Source organism: Primorskyibacter sp. S87 (genome assembly GCF_049801055.1).
Lineage (GTDB): Bacteria > Pseudomonadota > Alphaproteobacteria > Rhodobacterales > Rhodobacteraceae > JBNAGF01.
The window spans coordinates 115235-136809 of the sequence record NZ_JBNAGF010000012.1; the positions used below are offsets into that span (position 1 = coordinate 115235).

Sequence of the window (21575 nt, forward strand, 5' to 3'; positions counted from 1 at the left end):
GCGCTATGATCCGGCGCCTTTCTCCGGTTTTCTGGCTCAGTGCCGCCCTGCTTTCAGGGGCGGTTCTGGCTTGTTTTGCCGCTGTTCAGGTTGCGCGGGCACAAGCCACCGGAGCAGGACAGACCGGAGGCTTGCAGACCGGGGTTTTGGAAACCGGAATCGTCACCACGGGCATTGTGACGATTTCGCCGGAAAGGCTGTTTGCCGAATCCGATTTTGGCCGACGGGTGGCGCGTGAGATCGAAGCCGACAGCGCCGTTCTGGCAGCCGAAAACCGCAGGATCGAGTCGGAACTGGCCGCCGAGGAACGCGAGCTCACCGAGCGGCGGCCTGAAATGGAAGCAGCAGCGTTTCGCGTGCTGGCCGAGGCCTTTGACAAGAAGGTTCAGATTAACCGCACCGCGCAGGATGCCAAGGCGCGCGCCCTGCAGGAACGCACCGAAGCCGAACGTGGGGCGTTCTTTCGCGCGGCCCGTCCGATTCTCGAAGATCTGATGCTCGAAACCGGCGCGGGTGTGATCCTCGACCGCTCCAGCGTGTTTCTGAGCGCCGGCACCTCGGATATCACCGGCCTTGCCGTCGAGCGCATCAACAGCGCCATTGGGGATGGCAATCCGCAGGCCGGTTCGCTGGACGATTGAATCCGGCGTTCCGAGTGCTTCACCGGGCGAAGCAGTGAAGGCTGATGCGGGGCTGACTGCTTGCGGCCTGCTTGCCCTAGTGGTCCGGGGTTGCTAGTCACTTTCTGGAAACGACCTAAGACAGGACATGCACATGACCGCCGAGCTGAAAAGCGCCGACATCCAGCTGATCCAGCGCATTCTGCCACATCGCTATCCGTTCCTTCTGGTGGACAAGGTGGTCGATATCGACGGTTACAATGCCGCGCGTGGCATCAAGAACATTACCATGAACGAGCCGCACTTTCAGGGCCATTTCCCCGGCACGCCGATCATGCCCGGCGTTACCATCGTCGAAGCGATGGCCCAGACAGCCGGTGTCATGCTTGGGGTGGCTTTCGATGTGGTCGATACCAACTTGCTGATCTACTTCATGTCGATCGACAAGTGTAAGTTCCGCCGAAAGGTGATTCCGGGCGACGTGATGGAAATGCAGGTCACAACCCTGCGCGGCAAACCGCGTGGCAAGATCTTCAAGTTCAACGGTGTTGCCACGGTCGAAGGCGAGGTTGCCGCCGAGGCCGAATTTTCCGCCTTTGTGGACTGGGAACCAGAAGCATGAGCACCGCTCAAGTTCATCCCAGCGCCATCATCGAAGAAGGCGCACAGCTGGGCGACGGTTGTATCATTGGTCCGCTCTGCTGCGTCGGGTCCGAGGTCAAGCTGGGAGATCGGGTCGAACTGAAATCCCATGTTGTGGTCACCGGCAACACCGAGATTGGCGATGATACCGTCATCTTCAACTTTTCGGTGATCGGAGAGATCCCACAGGATCTCAAGTTTGGTGGCGAGAAGACACGGCTCGTGATTGGACAGCGGAACAGGATCCGGGAACATGTGACGATCAACACCGGCACCGATGGTGGCGGGGGCGTCACGCGGATCGGGGACGACTGCCTGCTGATGGCCGGCGTTCATGTTGCCCATGACGTTCAGATCGGCAACCGGGTGATCATGGTCAACCACGCCGGTGCCGCTGGCCATTGCATTGTCGGAGATGACGCAATCATCGGCGGTCTGTCTGGGCTGCATCAGTTTGTGCGGGTCGGTCAGGGCGCCATTATCGGTGCATTGACGATGGTTCCCAATGACGTCATTCCCTATGGCCTTGTTCAGGCGCCGCGCGGTGAACTGGATGGTCTGAACCTTGTCGGGCTGAAACGGCGCGGTGTTTCGCGTGAGGACATCTCGGAACTCCGGGCCGCATTCAACGAACTGGCCAAGGGCGAAGGCACTTTTCTGGAGCGGGCCCGGAAGGCAAGCGAAGAATCGGACAGCGAATATGTTCGCCGGATCACCGAGTTCATTCTTGGTGTTTCAGATCGCTCGTTCCTGACGCCCAAGTGAATGCAGTCTTGCTAGAGAGGGATCTGAAATGCTGGCCCTGATTGCTGGCGGCGGTGTGCTGCCCACGGAACTGGTTGCAGAGCTCGAGACGCGGCCGCTGATTTGCGCGATGGAAGGGTTTCCGCCGGACACCCTGACCGTGGATCTCCCATTCTATCTTGAGCATCTCGGCACGCTGGTCGCCGAGCTCAAGGAACGTGGCGTGACCGAGATTTGCATGGCCGGATCGGTCGGGCGCCCACCGGTCGACCCTGCGCGGATTGATGCGGCGACGCTGCCGCTGGTCCCCATCGTTCAAAAGGCATTGGTGTCCGGGGATGACGGTGCCTTACGGGCCATGATCGGGATATTCGAGAATGCCGGGATGCATGTGCGCGCTGCCCATGAGATCGCTCCGCATCTGTTGCCGCCGATCGGCTGCCTGACCGAAGCACAGCCTTCGGACACAGAGGCCAACGACGCCGCCCGCGGGGCAGGTGTGGTGCGTGCGATGGCGGTTGCGGATGTCGGACAGGCCTGCGTAATTCACAAGGGGCAGGCGCTGACCGTCGAAGGAAATTTTGGAACTGACTGGATGCTGCGTTCGATGACCATGCGTCCGGACGCCGGCGGAGGCATTCTCTTCAAAGCGCCGAAACCGGGGCAGGACCGCCGCGCCGACCTCCCGGCGATTGGTCCCGATACGGTGACGGCCGCCTGCGCAGCTGGCCTGTCCGGCATCGTTCTTGAGGCGGGCGGCGTAATGGTGCTGGGCCGCGAAGAGGTGATGGCGGAGTGCGAACGGCTTGGCCTGTTTCTATGGGTGCGGGAGCGAACCAGCTGATGCGGGTATTCATCCTTGCCGGTGAACCCTCGGGCGATCGGCTGGGCGGGGCGTTGATGGCCGGGTTGAAGCAGCTCGTCCCCGACGTCGAGTTTCAGGGGGTTGGTGGCCCGCTGATGCAGCTTGAAGGGCTGGACAGCCTGTTTCCGATGGAAGAGCTCAGCATCATGGGTCTGGCCGAAGTGCTGCCAAAGTACTTCGACCTCAAGCGGCGGATCGAAGAAACCGGACAGGCCGCGCTGTCGATGAAGCCGGATGTGATGATCACCATCGACAGCCCTGATTTCAGCCTGCGTGTTGCCAAGATCGTGAAGGCTAACAGCAACACGCGCACGGTTCACTATGTCGCTCCCTCGGTCTGGGCGTGGCGGCCGAAGCGGGCGCAAAAGATGGCCCGGGTGATCGACCATGTGCTTGCCCTGCTGCCTTTCGAGCCGCCCTACATGGAGGCTGCCGGCATGGAATGCGACTTTGTCGGCCATCCGGTCACGATGGAGCCGCTGGCCTCGGAGGACGAGATATCGGCTTTGCGGGCCGAACTTGGGCTTGGGAACGCACCTGTTCTGCTGACATTGCCGGGATCGCGCCGGGGCGAGGTGACGCGACTGGCTCCGGTGTTTGGGGATGCTCTGGGAAAGTTTCTGCCCGAAAACCCCGATCTGCAGGTGGTGATCCCGGCCGTCGGGCCCGTCGCCGATCTGATCGCTGAGCACACACGGGATTGGCCATTGAGGCCACATATCCTTGATCCGCGCCGCTATGACCCCAAGATTGCGCTGGCCCACAAGCGTGCGGCTTTCGCCACGGCCGAGCTGGCGCTGGCGGCCTCGGGCACGGTATCGCTGGAACTGGCAGCCAACGAAACACCGATGGTGATTGCCTACAACCTCCACTGGCTGACCAGAAAGGTCGTGCCTTACCTGTTCTCGATCGACACGGTCACTCTGGTCAATCTCGTTACCGAAACCCGCACCGTCCCTGAATGCATCCTCGACAATTGCCGGCCGGACAGTATCGCCGAGGCTTTGGCAAAGCTGCGGGCGAACCCGAACGATCAGATCGAGGCCATGCGGGAAACCATGCTCCGGCTTGGACGCGGCGGACAGGAACCGGGGCTGCGCGCGGCGCAAGCTGTCTTGAACCGCATGGGGAAAGGCGCAGAGACAGGTTGAAGTCCACTCTGTCCACCGGTCGAAGCGATGGCCATGAAAAGGGCAGGGACAGTTTCAGTAACCGCGCCAGATCCAGCCACCACCATAGATACGACTGCCCTCGCTGGCATAGAATACGCAGGCCTGACCGGGTGAAACCCCTTCTTCGGGGGTGAGCAGTTCAACCTCGGCTTCGGTGTCAGAGATCGGACGCACGATCGCCTCGCGCGGGGGGCGGGTTGAACGCACTTTGACCGAGAGGTGCCATTCCGCACGGCTGGTAAAAGGCTCATCGCCCAGCCAATTAATCTCGCGCACCGGGATCTTGCGGGTTGCCAGCATGTCCTTGGGCCCGACGACCACCTGCTTTTTATCCACGTCCAGCTTGACCACATAAAGCGGTTCGCTCAGCCCGCCGATCCCCAGCCCGCGCCGCTGCCCGATCGTGTAGTGGATGACACCGGTATGAGTCCCGAGAACACGCCCATCCGCGTGCACGATCTCGCCTTGTTCGGCAGCGCCGGGGCGCAGCTTTTCAATGACACTGGCATAGTTGCCGTCGGGCACAAAGCAGATGTCCTGGCTGTCCGGTTTGTCAGCCACGGCCAGACCATATTGTGCCGCCAGCTCGCGCGTGGCGTCTTTACTGGGCAAATGACCCAGTGGGAATCGCAAGTAGTCCAGCTGTTCCGGTGTGGTTGAGAACAGGAAATAGGACTGGTCGCGGTTGGCGTCTTCGGCACTGTGCAATTCTGGCCCGTTCGGGCCGTCCTTGCGTTGGATATAGTGACCGGTCGCCATGCAGTCGGCCTCGAGATCGCGTGCGGTTTCCAGCAGGTCCTTAAACTTGACCCGCTCGTTGCACCGGATGCAGGGCACGGGAGTAGCTCCGGCAAGATAGCTGTCAGCGAACTCGTCGATCACCGCATCCTTGAAGATGTTCTCGTAGTCCAGCACGTAATGCGGAAAGCCGCGCTCTTCGGCGACGCGGCGGGCGTCGTGGATGTCGATACCCGCACAGCAGGCACCTTTTTTGGCCAGCGCCGCACCGTGATCATAAAGCTGTAGCGTCACGCCGACCACGTCGTATCCCTGGTCGGCCAGATGCGCGGCCACCACCGAGCTGTCAACGCCACCGGACATGGCTACAACAACCCGCGTTTCGGCGGGTGGCTTGGCAAATCCAAGCGAGTTGAGCGGGGTGTCGGTATCCAGCGCCATTCGGGCAGCTCCTACGGATAGTTTGGAAGACCGGCAGAATATAGGAAAATCCGAGACACTCTCAAGGGCCGGTTTCACCGACCGTTAAGTTGGCATGGCCAATCTCGGTTCAAAGTTTCGAGGATTGATGAGATGTTCCTTAAAAAAGTGGATGGCCCACGGGCCGTGACCCTGCCCGACGGAAGTGTAATGACCCGGGCGGATCTCCCGCCCGGCGATACGGTGCGTTGGGTTGCTTCACGCAAGGCCCGGGTTGTGCGGGGTGTGCTCTACGGCCTGATCTCGCGGCGAGAGGCGATTGAACGTTACCGTCTGAGTGATGAAGAGTTTCAGGGCTGGGTTTCGGCCATCGCAGAACATGGCGAAGATGCGCTGAAGGCGACGGCTGCGAAAAGGTATCGGCAAGTTTAGTCAAAATCCCGAAAGCCCCGTCCGCAGTCGTGTTGAGCCGACAGCTCTGTCCTCAATCAGTCTCTGGAATTGTAGTGCATGTCACGGCCCAGACGTGCGCCCCAATGCAGAGTTGGTATCCGTTGCAACACAGAGTCACGGGTTAGCTGGACGAAGAGCCAGAGGAAAAAGTTGCCCTTTCGACTGGAGAACTGGCGCAGGGTAATCGTTTGAGCAGCCCCAATGCCGGTGTCGGCAGACAGCTGCCCAATGTTTGGTGCGCCGACATTCCCACCGACCGTCTAACCTGCCAAACGGGTAGGTCGCGGGCAATTTGCCGCAAAGCTCTCAAAAACTCTAATCGACCAGTTACATGCATGACTGAAAAACAATGAGGCGAAACTCGATGTCACATCCATTGAACCCTGCAATTGAAATGGCAATGAATGCAGCTGATCGGTCGGGCGAATTCAAGGACCTTCCGGGTGCTGGCAAGCCGCTGGAATTTCTTTCGGCTCCCAAGGATGCCGTGATTGACCGGCTATTGAAGGAAAACCAAGCCAAACCGCTGGCCGTCCATTTAAAGAAAAAAGTTGCCGAACTGCGAGAGACCCTCAAGGCCGAAACCGATGAAGAGGGGCGGAAGGCTCTGATAAAAGAAATTGCCGACCATCAACTCAAGCTCGATTTGGAGTTGGAGGCGCTTCGCAAATATGGCTAACGCGAAGCGTCCTGAACGGGCGATATGGGTTTGGCATTGACCATTGTAACGCCTCTTTGTGAGTGAGAATGGCCGGATTTTTGCATCGAGTGCGGTGGCCGTTGCCCCATTTGCGTGGAGCAATTGATCGGCCAGTCGCTCCCAGCGGATTGCCAAGCTCAACGTTCTTAACTGGGGTGATTTCTGTGAATGCCCAAAGTGCCGTTTTTTGGACGCGCAGCCTGTGCAATTTAAGGATGCGCTGTTTTTCTCAGATCAAACCTTCCATGTTCCACTCTTGGTCATCAGCCAAGGTTAAACCCGGCCAAGGGAATGCACTTTGTCCCGGATCGCAGGCAACCGCAATTCGCCGCCTCCAGTTTGTGCCAGGTCTACTGCCCTTCGAACTGCTGCGCCGATCCAATTTGCAGGCTGGGTCGCGTGAACGGACCGCAGATTTTGACATCAAAGAGAATTAGTCAATCTGGTCGGTCAGAACCGCCAAGGTCTTTATCGCTGTGTTGTATGTGAATGTCCAACTCAGGGGTTGGTGGCAGAAATCTTGTTTCTTTGGCGTTGGTCAGTGTCATTCCTGCCCCCAGAACCTAGCGGCCTGCCCTGGAAGTGGATGAGCACCCGGTTAGGGCGAGCGAACGAATATCAAACATTCCGAGGCACATCGTTTCACTCAATAAAAGAACCAAAAATCGGGGCTTGCCATCAACAAAATGCAACCATAGATTGTGATCCAGTAGTAACGCGGGGTTAACCTTTTTTGGCCACGGTTAACCCGGCAACGGAACAAGTTTTCATGACGGAGATATCTAGATGCGCATTTTGTTGGTCGAGGATGACCCCACAACCTCAAAAAGCATCGAACTGATGCTGACCCACGCAAACTTAAATGTTTATGCCACCGATCTGGGTGAGGAGGGGATCGACCTGGCCAAGCTGTATGACTACGATCTTATCCTGCTTGATCTGAACCTACCCGACATGAACGGGCACGAAGTTCTGCGGCAGCTGAGGCTGGCTCGGGTGGAAACCCCGATCCTTATCCTGTCCGGTGAGGATGACACGGAAAGCAAAATCAAGGGCTTTGGGTTCGGGGCAGATGACTACCTGACCAAACCGTTCCATCGGGAAGAGCTGGTTGCGCGTATTCATGCGATCATCCGGCGGTCAAAGGGACATTCGCAGTCTGTGATCCAAACAGGCAGAATTGCAGTCAACCTCGACGCCAAGACAGTCGAGGCTGATGGTCAGCCCGTGCATCTGACCGGCAAGGAATACCAGATGCTAGAACTGCTCAGCTTGCGCAAGGGCACGACTCTTACCAAAGAGATGTTTCTTAACCATCTTTACGGCGGAATGGACGAACCCGAGTTGAAGATCATAGACGTGTTCATCTGTAAGCTTCGCAAAAAGCTCAGCAACGCGACTGAGGGTGAAAACTATATCGAGACAGTATGGGGTCGCGGCTATGTTCTTCGCGATCCACAGGCCAACGACCTTGGAAGGTCGCGCATCGCGGTCGGGGCCTGACAGAACACCAAAGGTCCGGGACGGAAGACGCCACTCACGCGCCGTCAGGATGACTGGACCTTAACGGGGCCTCGCCCTATCACTTGTCACGAACACGATTGTGGGCACAGGTGTGGGGCGAGGTCTTGAACGACGCGATTGCAGTTGAAAACCTGACGGAAGAGCAGGCACAGGCGGAACTGGCCCGGCTGGCGGCAGAGCTGGACCGGGCCAATACCGCATACCACGCCGAAGACGCGCCGGAGATTTCCGATGCAGACTACGACCGCCTCAAGCGTCGCAACGCCGAAATTGAAGCACGATTCCCGCAACTGAAACGCGCCGACAGCCCCTCGGAACAGGTGGGCGCGCGACCTGCAGACGGGTTCACCAAGATCACCCATGCGGTCCGCATGCTGTCGCTTGGCAACGCTTTTGACGATGGGGATGTTGCCGCCTTTGACCAGTCAATTCGGAAGTATCTGGGGCTTGGGGCCGACACCGGGCTGAGCTATACGGCAGAGCCCAAAATCGACGGACTGTCGCTGTCACTGCGATACGAAAGCGGCCAGCTCGTTCAGGCCGCGACCCGAGGGGATGGGGCTGTCGGAGAAAATGTCACCGCAAATGCGCTGACGATCGCAGACATTCCGGAGCGGATCGACGGTGCCCCCGAAGTTCTGGAGGTGCGCGGAGAGGTCTACATGTCCCACGAAGACTTCGCCGCACTCAATGCCCGGCAAGAGGAAAGCGGCGGCAAGAGCTTTGCCAACCCGCGCAACGCCGCAGCAGGGTCTCTGCGGCAACTCGATGCCAGTATCACCCGCGATCGCCCCTTGCGCTTTTTTGCCTATGCGTGGGGGGAAACCTCCGAGCCTCTGGCCGGGACGCAAACTGACGCGATCAACCGTTTGGGCGCGCTGGGTTTCCAGATCAACCCGCTGACCCGGCGGTGTGAGTCGCCAGCCGAGATGATCGCGCACTATCACAACATCGAGGATCAGCGGGCGACATTGGGCTACGATATCGACGGGGTTGTCTACAAGGTTGACGACCTTGCGCTTCAACACCGGCTTGGCTTTCGTTCGACCACGCCGCGTTGGGCAATCGCCCACAAATTCCCGGCCGAGCTGGCGTGGACCCGGCTTGAAGCCATCGACATTCAAGTCGGTCGCACCGGGGCGCTCAGCCCAGTGGCCCGTCTGACCCCTGTGACCGTGGGGGGCGTGGTGGTTTCCAATGCGACGCTGCACAACGAGGATTACGTTGCCGGTCGTGATGCCAACGGCGAAGAGATCCGGGGCGGCAAGGATATCCGGGTCGGAGATTGGGTGCAGGTCTATCGGGCCGGCGATGTCATTCCAAAGGTGGCTGATGTGGATCTGTCCAAGCGTCCGCAGAACTCCGAGCCGTACGCGTTTCCGACCCGCTGTCCGGAATGCAACAGCGAAGCGGTGCGCGAGGTCGGCGACGCCGTGCGCCGCTGCGTTGGAGGCATCATCTGTCCGGCTCAGGCCATGGAAAAGCTGAAGCATTTCGTTTCGCGCAAGGCATTCGACATCGAGGGACTGGGCGCCAAACAGATAGAGATGTTTTTTGATGATGAGCTGCTGCCCGTGAAAACACCGGTCGACATCTTCACCTTGCAATCCCGTGACGCCGACAATCTTGCAAAGCTTGCCAATCGCAAAGGCTGGGGGGAGCAGAGTGCGCGCAATCTCTGGGATGCTATCGACGAGAAACGCACGATACAATTCGGAAGACTGCTGTTTGCCCTTGGGATCCGGCATGTCGGTGAAGCGGCGTCCACGCTGATCGCGCGTCACTACGGGAACTGGTCGGCCTTCGAATCTGCGGTGACGGCGGCTTCGGGATTCGAGGGGCCGGAATGGGATGAATTGCTGGCGATCGACGGAGTTGGCGAGGTCATGGCCCGGGCGTTGGTGTCGGCTTTTGCACAAGAAACCGAGCGTGCCTCGATTGACGCGCTGGTGACTCGACTGACTGTCTTGGATGAGGAAAGGCCACAATCGGATGGAAGTCCGGTCGCCGGGCTCACGGTCGTGTTTACCGGAACGCTTGAAAAAATGACCCGAGCGGAGGCGAAGGCCAGAGCCGAGTCTCTCGGCGCGAAGGTTGCGGGGTCGGTCTCGAAGAAAACCGATCTCCTTGTGGCCGGGCCGGGCGCTGGATCAAAGGCAAAAAAGGCGGACGAGCTGGGGATCCGGACGCTGGATGAAGACGGCTGGCTCGAACTGATTGGCGACGCATGAGCGGCCGGCCTGAATCACTCTTTCCGCTCTTTGCCGGGCTGGAAACACTGGACGGGGTCGGGCCAAAGACGGCCCAGCTGCTGGAACATCTCGAGATCGAAACCCCGCGCGATCTCCTTTTTTCACTGCCTTATTCAGTGGTGGATCGGCGTCGGCGCGAAACGATTCAGGGTGTTGATCTTCCGACGACGCTGACCGTGGCGGTGACAGTTCTGTCGCATAACCCGCCGCGCAACCGGGGAGGGGCCTACCGCGTCCTGGTCGCAGATGCTCAGGCGGAGTTCCAATTGGTGTTCTTTCATGCGCGTGGCGATTATCTGAAGAAGATCCTGCCAGAGAGATCAGAGCGCGTGATCTCCGGAAAGCTGGAGCTATTTGACGGAATGGCGCAGATGGTTCATCCCGACCACGTTCTGCCGCTGGAAAACGCCGGTGACATCCCCGAATACGAACCGGTCTATCATCTGACGCAGGGGGTCAGCCAGAAAACTGCGTTCAAGGCCGCCCGAAGTGCGCTCAAGCGCGCGCCGGTTCTGGCTGAGTGGATCGATCCAACCCATGTCCAGCGCGAAGGGTGGCCGGGTTGGCACGAAGCGATGGATACCGCACACGCGCCCGAGGGGCTTGACGACATCGCACCCACGGCGCCGGCCCGCGCGCGTCTGGCATATGACGAGTTCATGGCGCATCAGTTGACGCTGGCGCTGGCGCGGCTGCGCGAACGCAAGGCGCGCGGGATCAGCAGTCACGGTACCGGTCGCCTGCAATCAAGGGTTCTGGATGCGTTGCCATATCGCCCCACCACTGCGCAGGCCCGTGCGATCGAGGAGATCGCCGCCGACATGGCCTCCGAGGCCCGGATGAACCGGTTGCTGCAGGGTGATGTCGGAGCGGGCAAAACACTGGTGGCGTTCATGTCGCTTCTGGTTGCGGTCGAAGCGGGAGGGCAGGGCGTCATGATGGCCCCGACCGAGATTCTCGCCCGGCAGCATCTCGAAGGGCTTCGCCCCCTGGCCGAAGAAGCAGGCGTTGTGCTGGAGCTGCTGACAGGGCGCGACAAGGGCGCGGAGCGTCGGGCCAAGCTGGCTGCGCTGGAAAAAGGCGACATTCAGATCCTTGTGGGAACCCATGCGGTGTTTCAAAGCGATGTGGTCTTCAAGGATCTGCGTCTTGCCATCGTCGATGAACAGCACCGTTTTGGCGTTCGTCAGAGGATGGAACTGGCCGAAAAGGGATTGGGTGCAGACGTCCTGGTCATGACCGCGACCCCAATCCCCAGAAGCCTCGCCCTGGCGCAGTATGGCGACATGGATGTATCGGTTCTGGACGAGAAGCCGCCGGGCCGAAAGCCCGTCAAAACCGCGATCCTGAGCACCGAGCGGATCGACGAAGTCGTCGACCACCTGCGCAAGGCCATTTCCGAGGGGCGGCAATGTTATTGGGTCTGTCCGCTGGTTGAGGAATCCGAGGCCGTGGATCTGACCGCGGCCGAAGAACGGTTCAAACTGTTGCGAGCGGCCTTGGGCGATGGGGTCGTTGGGCTGGTCCATGGCCAGATGCCACCTGCGGAAAAAGACGCGGCGATGGCGAGGTTCATAGCAGGTCAAACGCAGGTTCTGGTCGCAACCACAGTCATCGAGGTTGGCGTGAATGTGCCCAATGCCTCGATCATGGTCATTGAACGCGCCGAAATCTTCGGACTGGCGCAACTGCACCAGTTGCGAGGCCGGGTCGGGCGAGGGTCAGCCGAGTCGACCTGTTTGCTGATGTATCAGCCTCCGCTTGGAGAGTCGGGCCGCCGCAGGTTGGAAGTTCTTCGAGAAACCGAGGACGGGTTTCGAATCGCCGAAACCGACCTAGAGATGCGGGGTGCCGGGGATCTGATTGGCACCGCTCAATCGGGATTGCCCAAATTCCGCATTGCCGATCTGGAACGGCAGGCTGCCCTTATGGCTGTTGCGCAAAGTGATGCCCGTGCATTGCTGGCGGCAGACCCCGGACTGCAAAGCGAACGGGGCAAGGCCGCTCGTGTTCTGCTGTGGCTGATGAAACAGGACCAGGCGATCCGGTTGATTTCGGTCGGATAGCGGGCTGATCCGGTATCCGGCGGGTCGGCTTCCAGAAAAAGTGTTTTGTTTCAGTCCACTAAGGCTCTTGATCTACAAAAGTTCGCAAATGTTCTCAAAAAGTTCTTTACTTGGGGCGGTCAAAATGAGAACAAAGAGTCAACAAAGGCTTAACGACGCAGACCCAAGACCTCGAGCCGAAACAATCGATACAGGAGCCGTGCCAATGCTGACCGAACTCAAGAGCATTTTGACCCGTTCTCAGGCCACTCTGGTTCAGGATGCAGCGGGTGCTGCGTCTCTGGTTGTTATCCTGATGGTCGCTCTGCACCTGCCCGCACTCTGACGACCCTATCTGCCTGCGGTTTCGTGCCGAACCGGCTGCACCCAGTCCTATCTCTGCAAGGGTGACCTGCCTGTCCATTCCCTTGACCGGATCCCTGCCTCGGATCCAGCAGCTCGGATCGGACCCCACACGAAACACGCTTTTCCTGCCGCTGCTCCTTCTGCCCGGAAAGAGCGGCGGTTCTTTTTTGAGGGGCAGGACCGTCCGGCAGTCGCTCAGAAGATACCCATAGACAAACCCGCACCCATAGCCCGGCCGATATCGCGGCACTGTTCCAGAGCCTCGCGGGGAATGGTCTTTTCAGCCAGAATGGCTTCGGGTGTCTGGGCATGGGTGCAGATGATCAGCGGCGACTGCACTTCCTTCAGTCGCCAGCCCTGTGCGATCCGCGCAGTCTGGCGCACGGCGTTTTCGCCGTCGGACCCGGCGCAAACCATCTGGCAATAGGGTTTGCCTTCGATGCGGCCAAGGACCGGATAATAGCAGCGGTCAAAGAAATCCTTCATCACGCCCGACAGCGCTGCCAGATTTTCCGGGGCGCAAAAGATGTAGCCGGATGCCTGCAAGAGATGATCCGGCTCGGCGGAATCGGCACTTAGGAGGGTCGTGGATGTTTCTGTCTTTGCTGCCGCAGCGGCGGCTTGCGCCATTTGCCTGCTGCCACCGGTCCGGGAATGATAGACGATCAGAAGTTCGGTCATACAGCTGTTTCTCCGGAGCTTTGACCCGTATCCAAGCCTTCCTGTATCAAAGCTGGCCGGTTTCAAAAATGTCCAACAGGGCGGACAACACGGCATTGGCGGCAACCGATGCAAGTATCATGCCCATCACCCGGCTGATGATTGCAGAACCGGAATGCCCGATTACCCGGATAATGGGATCAGCAAACAGCATCAGAACCCCGGCGATGGCGACGACTGAAACCATGACAAGAGCGGTAAGACCCTGGTCAACAAACCCGAATTGCGAATTGTCCGTGAGAAGGACAATGGCCAACATGGCACCGGGTGAGGCCAGAGACGGCACGGCCAAGGGAAAAATCGCCGGGTTGGGTACGATTGCAGGCGGGGATTCTTCGGCCTGGCGGGTTTCGGATTCGGATTTGCTTTCGCCGAAGATCATGGTCAGCGCGAACAGGAAAAGAACGATACCTCCCGCGACCTGAAAGGAATTCAATCCGATCTCGAGCGCATCGATCAGCAATTGTCCAAACACGAGAAAAAATAGCAGCACGCCGATGCTGACAAGTGATGCCTGCAAGGCGGTTTTGCGGCGTTCAGACGCATCAAGGCTGGCCGTAACGGCGATAAAGACCGGGATGGTGCCAATTGGATCTATCACCACCCAGAGCGTGACGAAACGGTCAAAAAGATCGTACATGTGCCGGCCTCCCAACCCTGAAGGAAAGGCTAGCGGTTTAGCAAGGCACAGGCCAGCCCCGCAAGGCGCCAGCTCAGGCGCAGTTGGCTTGCTCGGCTTTCTCGAGGGCCTCGAGCGTCGCCTCGAGCGCCAGTAGAATCGATGCGTGACGGTTTTTGTAGTCTCGCGCCGGTTGCAGAACTTCGAGCCCGTCAAAGGGGGCATCCGGTGCCGGACCGTCCTCTTTCAGCATGGATTTCAGCTGGTCTCGTGCGGTTTCGACCTGGTCACGGGTGGTTCCGATCACGGCAGCGCCGACAACCGCAGCCGAGGCCTGCCCCAGTGCGCAGGCTTTCACGTCCTGCCCGAATTCTGCCACCCGCCCGTTTTCGACAGTCACGTCTACTGTAACGGTCGATCCGCAGAGCGGCGAGCGACGCTTGACCGTCGCATCCGGGTTTTCCAGCCGTTCCAGATGCGGAATGTCGGCTGCCAGCGCCAGAATGCGCGAAGAATACAGCTTGATCAGGTCGGTGTCGCCGGACATCTGGCTTTTCCTTCTTGGACGTTCCCCATACATAGGGATCTCAGTTCCGGATGCAAAAGGTTTTCCATCATGCGTTTCGATCCCCAGAGCCTGACGTTCAATGAGGCGGGTCTGATCCCTGCCATCGCACAGGATCACGGCACCGGCGAGGTCCTGATGATGGCGTGGATGAATGCCGAGGCCGTAGCGCGCACACTGGAGACCGGGCGGGTCACCTACTGGTCCCGGTCACGGGAAGCCTTCTGGGTCAAAGGGGAAAGTTCCGGTCATGTGCAGGAATTGGTGGAATTCCGATTCGACTGCGATCGCGATTGCCTGCTTGTCAGGGTCCGCCAGACCGGTCCTGCCTGCCATACCAACCGGCGCAGCTGTTTCTATACCGCTGTGCAATCTGGTCAGGAAGTCGAGCTGATGGCGCCCGAGGTCTGACTCAGCAAAATGACCCGTGCCGGGCCATGCCTTCGGCGAGAGTATTTGTCAAAAAGATGAAGGGATTGGTTTGAGCCCGACCATGGTGCGTATGTCCTGTGGGCTTGCACCTTCGGCGCGGTATCCGGCGATGGCGCGGGCGTCGTCGCGCTTTGCCAGCCGTTTGCCAGCGTCGTCACGGATCAACCGGTGGTGGTGGTAGACAGGGGTTGGAAGATCAAGAAGGCGTTGCAACAGGACCTGCAGGAAGGTGATCTGATAGAGGTCCTCGCCGCGAACAACATGAGTGATGCCCTGAGAAGCGTCGTCGATGACCGAAGCGAGCACATAGGAGACGGTCTCGATTTCCTTGCGCCCCAGAACCGCGTCGCCGATGTCACGGATCAAAAGGGCCGCGTCCAGTTGCTGTCGGCCTACGTGTTTCGGGCCGGTTTCGTTGAAGACCGGCATTGAAATGCCGGCAACCGAACGTTCCATGTTCAGCCTCAGCGCGTCGCCGGGTTGGCGCGAGGACATCGGACGATCGCGGCAGGTGCCGGGATAGACACCTGGACCACGTGGTTGACCCTCCTGAGGGGCCGAAAGAGCGGCGCGAATGTCGCTTCGGCGGCAGGAACAGGGGTAGACAAGCCCGCGTTCCGCCAGTTGCATCAGGGTGGCGTTGTACTCCGCAAGATGCTCGGACTGGCGCAGCACCGGGGATTCCCAATCGAGTCCGAGCCAGCGAAGATCTTCATAAATCTGTTCTTCCCAGTGTGCACGGGCCCGGTCGATATCGGTGTCTTCGATCCGGAGCAGGAAGCGGCCGCCTGAAGCCCGAGCCATGTCATGGGCAACCAGGGCCGAATAGGCATGGCCAAGATGTAGCGGCCCGGTCGGAGATGGCGCAAATCTGGTGGTAAAAGTCACCTTTTTTCAACGACATAGACGCTGGACTTCATGTCGAGGCCGGGCAAGTGGGGGCCATAGTCCTGAAACAGCAGGCTGGCGCCGCCGCAGTCCAGCCATTCATTCAGTTTGGCCTCATAGGTCGGGTCGGCAAGCGTGTGATCATTGAAGGAAAATGCTAGCAGACCTTTGGCCGGGAGTGCCGTCATCAACAGATCGAAACATGCAACCGGTGCGGCGCCCGAGCCGATGACCCCGATGGCGGCAATGGCGCGATAAGGTTGAGTCGGAACCGGGTTATCACTTTCGATATCAATGGGGTACAGCGTTCTGTAGATGTTTTTTGCCCGGGCGCCGTCCAGCATTTCGGGTGACGGATCAGCTCCGTCGATCGTATCGAAACCGGCAGCACGCAGGGCAAGTCCGGACAGGCCTGTGCCACATCCATAGTCGAGGATCGGAGCGTGATGATCGGGCAGACAGGATCTGAGCGCCTCGGCGACACGGCCGGGGGTCGCATAGCCGTTTTCGGCCACTTCCTCTTCGTAGGTGGAAGCCCATTGATCGTAGAGGGCGCGGGTTTCTTTGGCCCCATCCAACCCATAGGCTTTGTCGAGAAATGTCTTGCTCATGGGTGCAGCCTAATCGTCTGACTCAGGCCGCGTCCAGTGCGCTTTGCGACAGCCAGGCAGACCAGGCCGCTTTGGCGCGGTCGGTGTAGGCCTTGTAGCGGTCCTTGCGACCGCGCCGGCCGCCCTTGAGCCCCTCAACCGGGCGGAACAGTCCAAAGTTGACGTTCATCGGTTGGAAGGTCTTGGCCTCGGCACCTCCTGTGATGTGATGGATCAATGCCCCCATGGCGCAGTCCTGCGGCACCGCGGGAATATGATGTCCGAGAATCTGCGTGGCGGCCAACCGGCCCGCGACCAACCCCATCGCGGCGCTTTCCACATAGCCCTCGACCCCCGTAACCTGACCGGCGAACCTGATGTTGGGCTTTGATTTCAGTCGCATCTGATCGTCGAGAAGGGTCGGGGAGTTGAGAAATGTGTTTCGGTGTATGCCGCCCAAGCGCGCGAAACTGGCATTCTCGAGCCCGGGGATCATCCGGAACACATCTGTCTGCGCCCCGTATTTCATCTTGGTCTGGAATCCGACGATGTTGAACAGGGTTCCCAGCGCGTTGTCCCGCCGCAGTTGTACGACGGCGTGGGCCTTGGTTTCCGGGTCATGCGGATTTGTCAATCCCACCGGCTTCATGGGCCCGTGGCGCAGGGTTTCGCGACCCCGTTCGGCCATCACCTCGATTGGCAGGCAGCCGTCGAAATAGGTGGCGGTTTCGCCGTCGTGAAACTCGGTCTTGTCAGCGGCGAGAAGCGCATCGATGAATGCTTCGTACTGGTCACGATCCATCGGACAGTTGAGGTATGCGGTGCGCTCTTCCTCGGTCTCACCCTTGTCATAACGCGACTGCATCCACGCCTTCGACATGTCGATGCTGTCGGCATAGACAATAGGTGCGATCGCATCAAAAAACGCCAAAGCATCGGCGCCGGTTTCGGTCTGGATGGCCTGACCCAGCGCCGGAGACGTTAGGGGACCGGTGGCAAAGATCCAGTGACCCTGATCGGGCAGGGTGGTGACCTCTTCGTCGGTGACGGTGACCCGTGGATGGGCGCGCAGCCTGTCGGTGACCAATTCGGCGAATGGGTCTCGGTCGACTGCCAGGGCGCCGCCCGCAGGCAGGCGGTGTGCATCTGCGGCGGACATGATCAGACCGTTGGCAGCGCGCATTTCCCAATGCAACAGGCCGACGGCATTCTGCTCGTCATCGTCCGAGCGAAAGGAGTTGGAGCAGACCATTTCTGCCAGGTTGCCGGTCTGATGGGCAAATGTCCCGACTGTAGGTCGCATCTCGTGAATAACGACGTTGACGCCCATTTGCGCCGCCTGCCAAGCGGCCTCGGACCCGGCCATGCCGCCGCCCACGATATGCAGTGTTTCTGTTTCGCGCTGTGTCATGGGCTGCCACATAATGCGTTTCGGCAGAAATCTGAATCGAAAAACGCATTGTTATGGGCAGCGCCTTGCTAGATTTTTCTTGTGTGATCAGACGAAATGATTTTCCGACCCCGGCGGCAAGAGAATCACCTTTGCTGCGCGCTCAGGGCGTAACATCACCCGGGATGCGAGTTGTCAACCCGTCAGGCGCCGGCTGTTTCAGGACTGTGGCTCGGGCTCAAGAGATTGCGGCAATGCGCATAACCTCATGTTTGGCATATGTTTTCATGTTATGAGGGGGTGGTTTGGGGCCGCCGCTGCGGGAATGTCGAACCGGGGAGAGAGACCCAGTTTGGAGGGACCTTCCGCCCACGGCGGCCCAAAAACGTCATAGGCATTTGCCTTGACAAAGCTTTGCCACACTCTTGCCCCGATTGAAAGCTTCAATTTGGAAACAATCTTGGGCGATTGGTGATCATTGCTGCCAGTCGGGATCGCGCTTCTCGATAAAGGCGGCGATTCCCTCTTGGGTGTCGCGGTACAGCATGTTCTCGACCATGACATCCCCGGTATAGGCATAGGCCTCGTCCAGTGGCATCTGAGCCTGCCGGTAAAAGGCCTGTTTTCCGATCTTGACTGCAGCGCCCAGCTTTGAGGCAACCGTTTGCGCAAGCGCGTGTGTCTCGGTTTCAAGATCCTGCTGTGGAACGACCCGGTTGATCAGGCCCAGCGATTCGGCCCGGGTGGCGTCGATGAAGCCGCCGGTCGTCAGCATTTCGAAAGCCTGTTTGCGGGGGATGTTGCGGCTGAGTGCCACCATCGGCGTCGAGCAGAACAGGCCGATATTTACACCGTTCACTCCAAATCGCGTTCCTTCGGCCGCCACGGCCATGTCGCAGCTTGCAACCAGCTGACAGCCTGCGGCCGTGGCAATGCCGTGCACCTGTGCGATTACGGGTTGCGGCAAGCTCCGGATCGCCATCATCATCCTGGCACAGCGATCAAAGAGATCCTTGAAGTAGGCCTTGCCACCATCTTCGGCCTGCCGTCCGGCGGTCATCTGCTTCAGATCGTGCCCTGCGCAAAACGCCTTGCCTGTGCCTGAGAGGATAATCACCCGAATGCTCGGGTCTGCCGCCAGTGTATCGAACTGCTCCTGAAGGGCAGCCAGCAATTCGTCCGACAGGGCGTTCAGGCGCTCGGGTGCATTCATGGTCAGCCGTGCGATTGCGCCCGTGTCGCTACGTTCCAGAAGTGACATCTTGCTCTCCTCCCTCAAACCGGGACAACTCTAGGCCGAAAGAGGCGCGGAGGAAAAGCATGTCGCTGGCGATGACCAAGGAAGAGCTCATGGACTATCTCGGGGAAGTGTTTCCCCAGGTGGCTGATGATTTCGCGATTGATGCCCTGTCCGAAGAGCACGTGACCATGCGTCTGCTGACGGCCGAGCGGCATTTGCGCCCGGGTGGCACGGTCTCAGGGCCCTCGATGTTCGCGCTTGCCGATTGCGCGGTTTATGCGATGGTCCTGGCGCGGGTGGGCAGGCAGGCGTTGGCCGTGACCACCAACAGTTCAATGGATTTCATGCGCAAGCCGGCTTCGAACACCCAGATCCGGGCCGAATGCCGATTGCTCAAACTTGGCCGGACCTTGGCGGTGGGCGATGTGCTGATGTTCTCGGAAGGATCCGACAAGCCAGTGGCGCGGGCCACCATGACCTATTCGATCCCGCCCGAAAAAACCTGAGAGATGGGGGCGACCCGCCCGGCGCGAAGCCGGGCAGGCCGGATTGATCAGCCGCAGCAACCACCGCCACTGGCTACTAGCTTGCGGGCAGGGGCTTCGTCGAAATTGGCGCCACGTCCGAGAAAGGTGCGTTCCGCCAGATAGAAATCCGAGAACTTCTCCTCGAAATCACCGGATACGGATTTCTCGCCCAGACCGGTTGCGGCCAGCGCCTGTTGCCATGCCTTCACCTTTGGGAAAGCGGCAAAGAAGTCATAACCCGAATGCCGTTCCACCAGCCCGGCGCGATGCAGCAGCGGCAGCCATGCGATATCGACATTGCCAAGTTCCTGCCCGTGGAAGAACGGCCCGTCGCCAAGCTGTGCCTCGGCGCGTGCAAAGGATTTGATCAGCTTCTCACGGCGCATTTCCAGCGTCTCCCGGTCGGCGCTCTGCATTGCGGAACACTGGACGAGGTAATGCTTGGACGCCTGATAACTCCACGCCCGGTCGATGGCCCGGTCTTCGGGAGTTGTGGCGCGCAGCGGCGGCGTGATCTCGTCGATATATTCGACAATCGCATCCGACTCGAACAGCGCGGTGCCATTTTCGGTCACCAAAAGCGGCACCTGCGCGGTGGGCGACAGGTCGAGAAACCACTCGGGTTTGTCGCTGAGCGGGATGTATTCGATCTCATAGGGCACCTGCTTGGCCTCCAGCAACGCGGTGACGCGCTGCACGAAGGGGCAGATCTTGAAGCTCACGATCCTGATCATCGGTTGTCCTTTGCTTTGATGGTCACCCTGTAAGACGAACGCGACCGGGAAAAGACGACGATCAGCTTAGCAATTTTTGCAACGATCAGATTTTACGTCGTAATCCGCGATGCTGCCGCGCGTATCCAGCGTCAGCCTGCAGCAGTCCTCGAACACCGAACGCAGTTCCGACCGGGCCTTCTGAACCTGTGATTTCAGCGTCGAATATGGGATCCCGCGGGCATCAGCATAGTCCTTTTGCGATTGCCCGTTGATATCCACGGCAGTCAACAGATCAGCCGAAGCGCGGGGCAGTGCGGAAATGAAGGGTTCGACACAGCCTTCAAGATCCTGTCTCATGCTGGTGTCGTCGCCCTGATACCATAGGTCGTCGGGATGCAGATCGTTGTGCCGGCCAGACTTTCGATAGTGGTCAATGATTGTCCGATTTGCAGTCTGAAAGAGCCAGGGCTGCAATCGGGATTGGTCATCGACCCCCGACAGGCCGGTAAAAACCTTAATCGAGATGTCCTGCAGCAGATCGTCCACATCTGCCGGGTTGGCAACCCGGGCACGGAGGAAAGCCCTGATACGGCTCCTGTAATCGGACCAGACCTGTTCAACGTCCATAGTTCATACTCCCGCGTGAGAGATGGAGGCCATCTGAGGGGTTTTCAATGGCGGAACGTGGTCAATGGATGCAGCAGGGGGAAAATTGGGGAAAGGCTGGGGTAACTGGATACCTATTTTTTATCCAATTGAAAACACATGATAAAATTGACATTTCTGCAATTGACTAACATCGCTGGCACCCGTAAACCCCCTCCATCGAATTCAGACGGGCGCGGAATCGTGTCTGTCTTTCACATCAAACAGGATTGTCCTGCCATGAAAACCTATTCTGCAACTCCTGCAGACATCGACAAGAAGTGGATCCTGATCGACGCTGAGGGCGTTGTTCTGGGCCGTCTTGCGTCGATTGTCGCCACGCGCCTGCGTGGCAAGCACAAAGCGTCGTTCACTCCGCATATGGACATGGGCGACAATGTCATTGTCATTAATGCCGACAAGGTTCAGATGACCGGCAAAAAGCGCGAAGAAAACTTCTATTGGCACACCGGTCACCCCGGTGGCATCAAGTCGCGCACCAAGCAGCAGATCCTCGAGGGTGCACATCCCGAGCGCGTTGTGACCCAGGCGGTCAAGCGCATGCTGCCAGGCAACCGCCTGAGCCGCCAGCAGATGACCAACCTGCGCGTCTATGCCGGTGCCGAGCACCCGCACGAGGCCCAGGCCCCCGAAGTTCTGGATGTCGCATCCATGAACAAGAAGAACACCCGGAGCTAATGA

23 protein-coding genes are annotated in these 21575 nt (G+C 59.2%); 13 read left to right on the forward strand and 10 right to left on the reverse strand.

Annotated features, from left to right (window positions below; all coding sequences use genetic code 11):
- Positions 1 to 5: 5 nt before the first annotated feature.
- The 5 genes from ACP15U_RS18065 to lpxB all read left to right on the forward strand — a co-directional run bounded on the left by ACP15U_RS18065 (position 6) and on the right by lpxB (position 4022).
- On the forward strand, positions 6 to 641 hold the full coding sequence (locus ACP15U_RS18065; RefSeq protein WP_425046554.1) for an OmpH family outer membrane protein: 636 nt from the start codon (positions 6 to 8) through the stop codon (positions 639 to 641).
- A gap of 133 nt (positions 642 to 774) precedes the next feature.
- Positions 775 to 1242, forward strand: coding sequence for a 3-hydroxyacyl-ACP dehydratase FabZ (fabZ, locus tag ACP15U_RS18070; protein ID WP_425046555.1), 468 nt, complete (start codon positions 775 to 777; stop codon positions 1240 to 1242).
- The gene (gene lpxA / locus ACP15U_RS18075; protein WP_425046556.1) at positions 1239 to 2027 is read left to right on the forward strand and encodes an acyl-ACP--UDP-N-acetylglucosamine O-acyltransferase; all 789 of its coding nucleotides are present in this window, start codon (positions 1239 to 1241) and stop codon (positions 2025 to 2027) included. Before fabZ ends, lpxA begins: the two co-directional genes overlap by 4 nt.
- A 28-nt stretch (positions 2028 to 2055) precedes the next feature.
- Positions 2056 to 2850: an LpxI family protein gene (locus tag ACP15U_RS18080; protein ID WP_425046557.1), complete on the forward strand. Its 795-nt coding sequence runs from the start codon at positions 2056 to 2058 to the stop codon at positions 2848 to 2850.
- Complete coding sequence (lpxB, locus tag ACP15U_RS18085) at positions 2850 to 4022, forward strand: lipid-A-disaccharide synthase (protein WP_425046558.1); 1173 nt, start codon at positions 2850 to 2852, stop codon at positions 4020 to 4022. The genes ACP15U_RS18080 and lpxB overlap by 1 nt, the downstream gene beginning before the upstream one ends.
- A gap of 54 nt (positions 4023 to 4076) precedes the next feature.
- Here the strand turns inward: lpxB and mnmA are convergent, their stop codons facing one another.
- Positions 4077 to 5222 (reverse strand): tRNA 2-thiouridine(34) synthase MnmA, encoded by a 1146-nt coding sequence (mnmA, locus tag ACP15U_RS18090; protein ID WP_425046559.1) that lies wholly within the window; start codon positions 5220 to 5222, stop codon positions 4077 to 4079.
- A gap of 132 nt (positions 5223 to 5354) precedes the next feature.
- On the opposite strand from mnmA, the gene ACP15U_RS18095 reads away from it, so the two are divergent.
- The 5 genes from ACP15U_RS18095 to recG all read left to right on the forward strand — a co-directional run bounded on the left by ACP15U_RS18095 (position 5355) and on the right by recG (position 12196).
- Positions 5355 to 5633 (forward strand): DUF1153 domain-containing protein, encoded by a 279-nt coding sequence (locus ACP15U_RS18095; RefSeq protein WP_425046560.1) that lies wholly within the window; start codon positions 5355 to 5357, stop codon positions 5631 to 5633.
- A gap of 385 nt (positions 5634 to 6018) precedes the next feature.
- Entirely contained in the window at positions 6019 to 6333 is a 315-nt protein-coding gene (locus ACP15U_RS18100; RefSeq protein WP_425046561.1) for a DnaJ family domain-containing protein, read from the forward strand.
- Between the two features lie 807 nt (positions 6334 to 7140).
- The gene (gene ctrA / locus ACP15U_RS18105) at positions 7141 to 7857 is read left to right on the forward strand and encodes a response regulator transcription factor CtrA (protein ID WP_425046562.1); all 717 of its coding nucleotides are present in this window, start codon (positions 7141 to 7143) and stop codon (positions 7855 to 7857) included.
- Between the two features lie 125 nt (positions 7858 to 7982).
- A complete protein-coding gene (gene ligA, locus ACP15U_RS18110) occupies positions 7983 to 10109 on the forward strand; it encodes an NAD-dependent DNA ligase LigA (protein WP_425046563.1) in 2127 nt (708 codons plus the stop codon).
- Positions 10106 to 12196: an ATP-dependent DNA helicase RecG gene (gene recG / locus ACP15U_RS18115; RefSeq protein WP_425046564.1), complete on the forward strand. Its 2091-nt coding sequence runs from the start codon at positions 10106 to 10108 to the stop codon at positions 12194 to 12196. The genes ligA and recG overlap by 4 nt, the downstream gene beginning before the upstream one ends.
- 540 nt (positions 12197 to 12736) lie before the next feature.
- Here recG and ACP15U_RS18120 read toward each other — a convergent pair.
- The 3 genes from ACP15U_RS18120 to ACP15U_RS18130 all read right to left on the reverse strand — a co-directional run bounded on the left by ACP15U_RS18120 (position 12737) and on the right by ACP15U_RS18130 (position 14427).
- Positions 12737 to 13222: a flavodoxin family protein gene (locus tag ACP15U_RS18120; RefSeq protein ID WP_425046565.1), complete on the reverse strand. Its 486-nt coding sequence runs from the start codon at positions 13220 to 13222 to the stop codon at positions 12737 to 12739.
- A gap of 46 nt (positions 13223 to 13268) precedes the next feature.
- Entirely contained in the window at positions 13269 to 13901 is a 633-nt protein-coding gene (locus ACP15U_RS18125) for a MarC family protein (RefSeq protein WP_425046566.1), read from the reverse strand.
- Between the two features lie 73 nt (positions 13902 to 13974).
- Positions 13975 to 14427, reverse strand: a complete 453-nt coding sequence (locus ACP15U_RS18130) for an iron-sulfur cluster assembly scaffold protein (protein WP_425046567.1) — start codon at positions 14425 to 14427, stop codon at positions 13975 to 13977.
- 69 nt (positions 14428 to 14496) lie between these two features.
- Here ACP15U_RS18130 and hisI point away from each other — a divergent pair, with 69 nt between their 5' ends.
- The gene (gene hisI / locus ACP15U_RS18135) at positions 14497 to 14856 is read left to right on the forward strand and encodes a phosphoribosyl-AMP cyclohydrolase (RefSeq protein WP_425046568.1); all 360 of its coding nucleotides are present in this window, start codon (positions 14497 to 14499) and stop codon (positions 14854 to 14856) included.
- A 48-nt stretch (positions 14857 to 14904) separates the two neighbouring features.
- On the opposite strand, the gene gluQRS is transcribed toward hisI, so the two are convergent.
- The 4 genes from gluQRS to ACP15U_RS18155 form a co-directional block, all read right to left on the reverse strand.
- Complete coding sequence (gluQRS, locus tag ACP15U_RS18140) at positions 14905 to 15765, reverse strand: tRNA glutamyl-Q(34) synthetase GluQRS (RefSeq protein ID WP_425046569.1); 861 nt, start codon at positions 15763 to 15765, stop codon at positions 14905 to 14907.
- The gene (locus ACP15U_RS18145) at positions 15762 to 16376 is read right to left on the reverse strand and encodes a class I SAM-dependent DNA methyltransferase (protein WP_425046570.1); all 615 of its coding nucleotides are present in this window, start codon (positions 16374 to 16376) and stop codon (positions 15762 to 15764) included. Before ACP15U_RS18145 ends, gluQRS begins: the two co-directional genes overlap by 4 nt.
- Before the next feature lie 22 nt (positions 16377 to 16398).
- Positions 16399 to 17766, reverse strand: a complete 1368-nt coding sequence (gene trmFO, locus ACP15U_RS18150; RefSeq protein ID WP_425046571.1) for a methylenetetrahydrofolate--tRNA-(uracil(54)-C(5))-methyltransferase (FADH(2)-oxidizing) TrmFO — start codon at positions 17764 to 17766, stop codon at positions 16399 to 16401.
- A gap of 454 nt (positions 17767 to 18220) precedes the next feature.
- On the reverse strand, positions 18221 to 19006 hold the full coding sequence (locus tag ACP15U_RS18155) for an enoyl-CoA hydratase (protein WP_425046572.1): 786 nt from the start codon (positions 19004 to 19006) through the stop codon (positions 18221 to 18223).
- Positions 19007 to 19065: 59 nt separating this feature from the next.
- Between ACP15U_RS18155 and ACP15U_RS18160 the strand changes: the two genes are divergently transcribed.
- Positions 19066 to 19491 carry a PaaI family thioesterase gene (locus tag ACP15U_RS18160; RefSeq protein ID WP_425046573.1) on the forward strand — a complete coding sequence of 142 codons (426 nt, stop codon included), beginning with the start codon at positions 19066 to 19068 and terminating at the stop codon, positions 19489 to 19491.
- A 47-nt stretch (positions 19492 to 19538) separates the two neighbouring features.
- On the opposite strand, the gene ACP15U_RS18165 is transcribed toward ACP15U_RS18160, so the two are convergent.
- On the reverse strand, positions 19539 to 20246 hold the full coding sequence (locus ACP15U_RS18165; protein ID WP_425046574.1) for a glutathione S-transferase family protein: 708 nt from the start codon (positions 20244 to 20246) through the stop codon (positions 19539 to 19541).
- Positions 20247 to 20312: 66 nt separating this feature from the next.
- Positions 20313 to 20855, reverse strand: coding sequence for an RNA polymerase sigma factor SigZ (sigZ, locus tag ACP15U_RS18170; RefSeq protein ID WP_425046575.1), 543 nt, complete (start codon positions 20853 to 20855; stop codon positions 20313 to 20315).
- 258 nt (positions 20856 to 21113) lie between these two features.
- Between sigZ and rplM the strand changes: the two genes are divergently transcribed.
- Positions 21114 to 21572, forward strand: coding sequence for a 50S ribosomal protein L13 (rplM, locus tag ACP15U_RS18175; RefSeq protein ID WP_425046576.1), 459 nt, complete (start codon positions 21114 to 21116; stop codon positions 21570 to 21572).
- The last annotated feature ends 3 nt before the right edge of the window (positions 21573 to 21575 follow it).

Coding starts and splice junctions, on each gene's coding strand:
- ACP15U_RS18065 (WP_425046554.1), top strand. CDS start 6: ATGATCCGGCGCCTTTCTCCGGTTTTCTGGCTCAGTGCCGCCCTGCTT.
- fabZ (WP_425046555.1), top strand. CDS start 775: ATGACCGCCGAGCTGAAAAGCGCCGACATCCAGCTGATCCAGCGCATT.
- lpxA (WP_425046556.1), top strand. CDS start 1,239: ATGAGCACCGCTCAAGTTCATCCCAGCGCCATCATCGAAGAAGGCGCA.
- ACP15U_RS18080 (WP_425046557.1), top strand. CDS start 2,056: ATGCTGGCCCTGATTGCTGGCGGCGGTGTGCTGCCCACGGAACTGGTT.
- lpxB (WP_425046558.1), top strand. CDS start 2,850: ATGCGGGTATTCATCCTTGCCGGTGAACCCTCGGGCGATCGGCTGGGC.
- mnmA (WP_425046559.1), bottom strand. CDS start 5,222: ATGGCGCTGGATACCGACACCCCGCTCAACTCGCTTGGATTTGCCAAG.
- ACP15U_RS18095 (WP_425046560.1), top strand. CDS start 5,355: ATGTTCCTTAAAAAAGTGGATGGCCCACGGGCCGTGACCCTGCCCGAC.
- ACP15U_RS18100 (WP_425046561.1), top strand. CDS start 6,019: ATGTCACATCCATTGAACCCTGCAATTGAAATGGCAATGAATGCAGCT.
- ctrA (WP_425046562.1), top strand. CDS start 7,141: ATGCGCATTTTGTTGGTCGAGGATGACCCCACAACCTCAAAAAGCATC.
- recG (WP_425046564.1), top strand. CDS start 10,106: ATGAGCGGCCGGCCTGAATCACTCTTTCCGCTCTTTGCCGGGCTGGAA.
- ACP15U_RS18120 (WP_425046565.1), bottom strand. CDS start 13,222: ATGACCGAACTTCTGATCGTCTATCATTCCCGGACCGGTGGCAGCAGG.
- ACP15U_RS18125 (WP_425046566.1), bottom strand. CDS start 13,901: ATGTACGATCTTTTTGACCGTTTCGTCACGCTCTGGGTGGTGATAGAT.
- ACP15U_RS18130 (WP_425046567.1), bottom strand. CDS start 14,427: ATGTCCGGCGACACCGACCTGATCAAGCTGTATTCTTCGCGCATTCTG.
- hisI (WP_425046568.1), top strand. CDS start 14,497: ATGCGTTTCGATCCCCAGAGCCTGACGTTCAATGAGGCGGGTCTGATC.
- ACP15U_RS18145 (WP_425046570.1), bottom strand. CDS start 16,376: ATGAGCAAGACATTTCTCGACAAAGCCTATGGGTTGGATGGGGCCAAA.
- trmFO (WP_425046571.1), bottom strand. CDS start 17,766: ATGACACAGCGCGAAACAGAAACACTGCATATCGTGGGCGGCGGCATG.
- ACP15U_RS18155 (WP_425046572.1), bottom strand. CDS start 19,006: ATGTCACTTCTGGAACGTAGCGACACGGGCGCAATCGCACGGCTGACC.
- ACP15U_RS18160 (WP_425046573.1), top strand. CDS start 19,066: ATGTCGCTGGCGATGACCAAGGAAGAGCTCATGGACTATCTCGGGGAA.
- ACP15U_RS18165 (WP_425046574.1), bottom strand. CDS start 20,246: ATGATCAGGATCGTGAGCTTCAAGATCTGCCCCTTCGTGCAGCGCGTC.
- sigZ (WP_425046575.1), bottom strand. CDS start 20,855: ATGGACGTTGAACAGGTCTGGTCCGATTACAGGAGCCGTATCAGGGCT.
- rplM (WP_425046576.1), top strand. CDS start 21,114: ATGAAAACCTATTCTGCAACTCCTGCAGACATCGACAAGAAGTGGATC.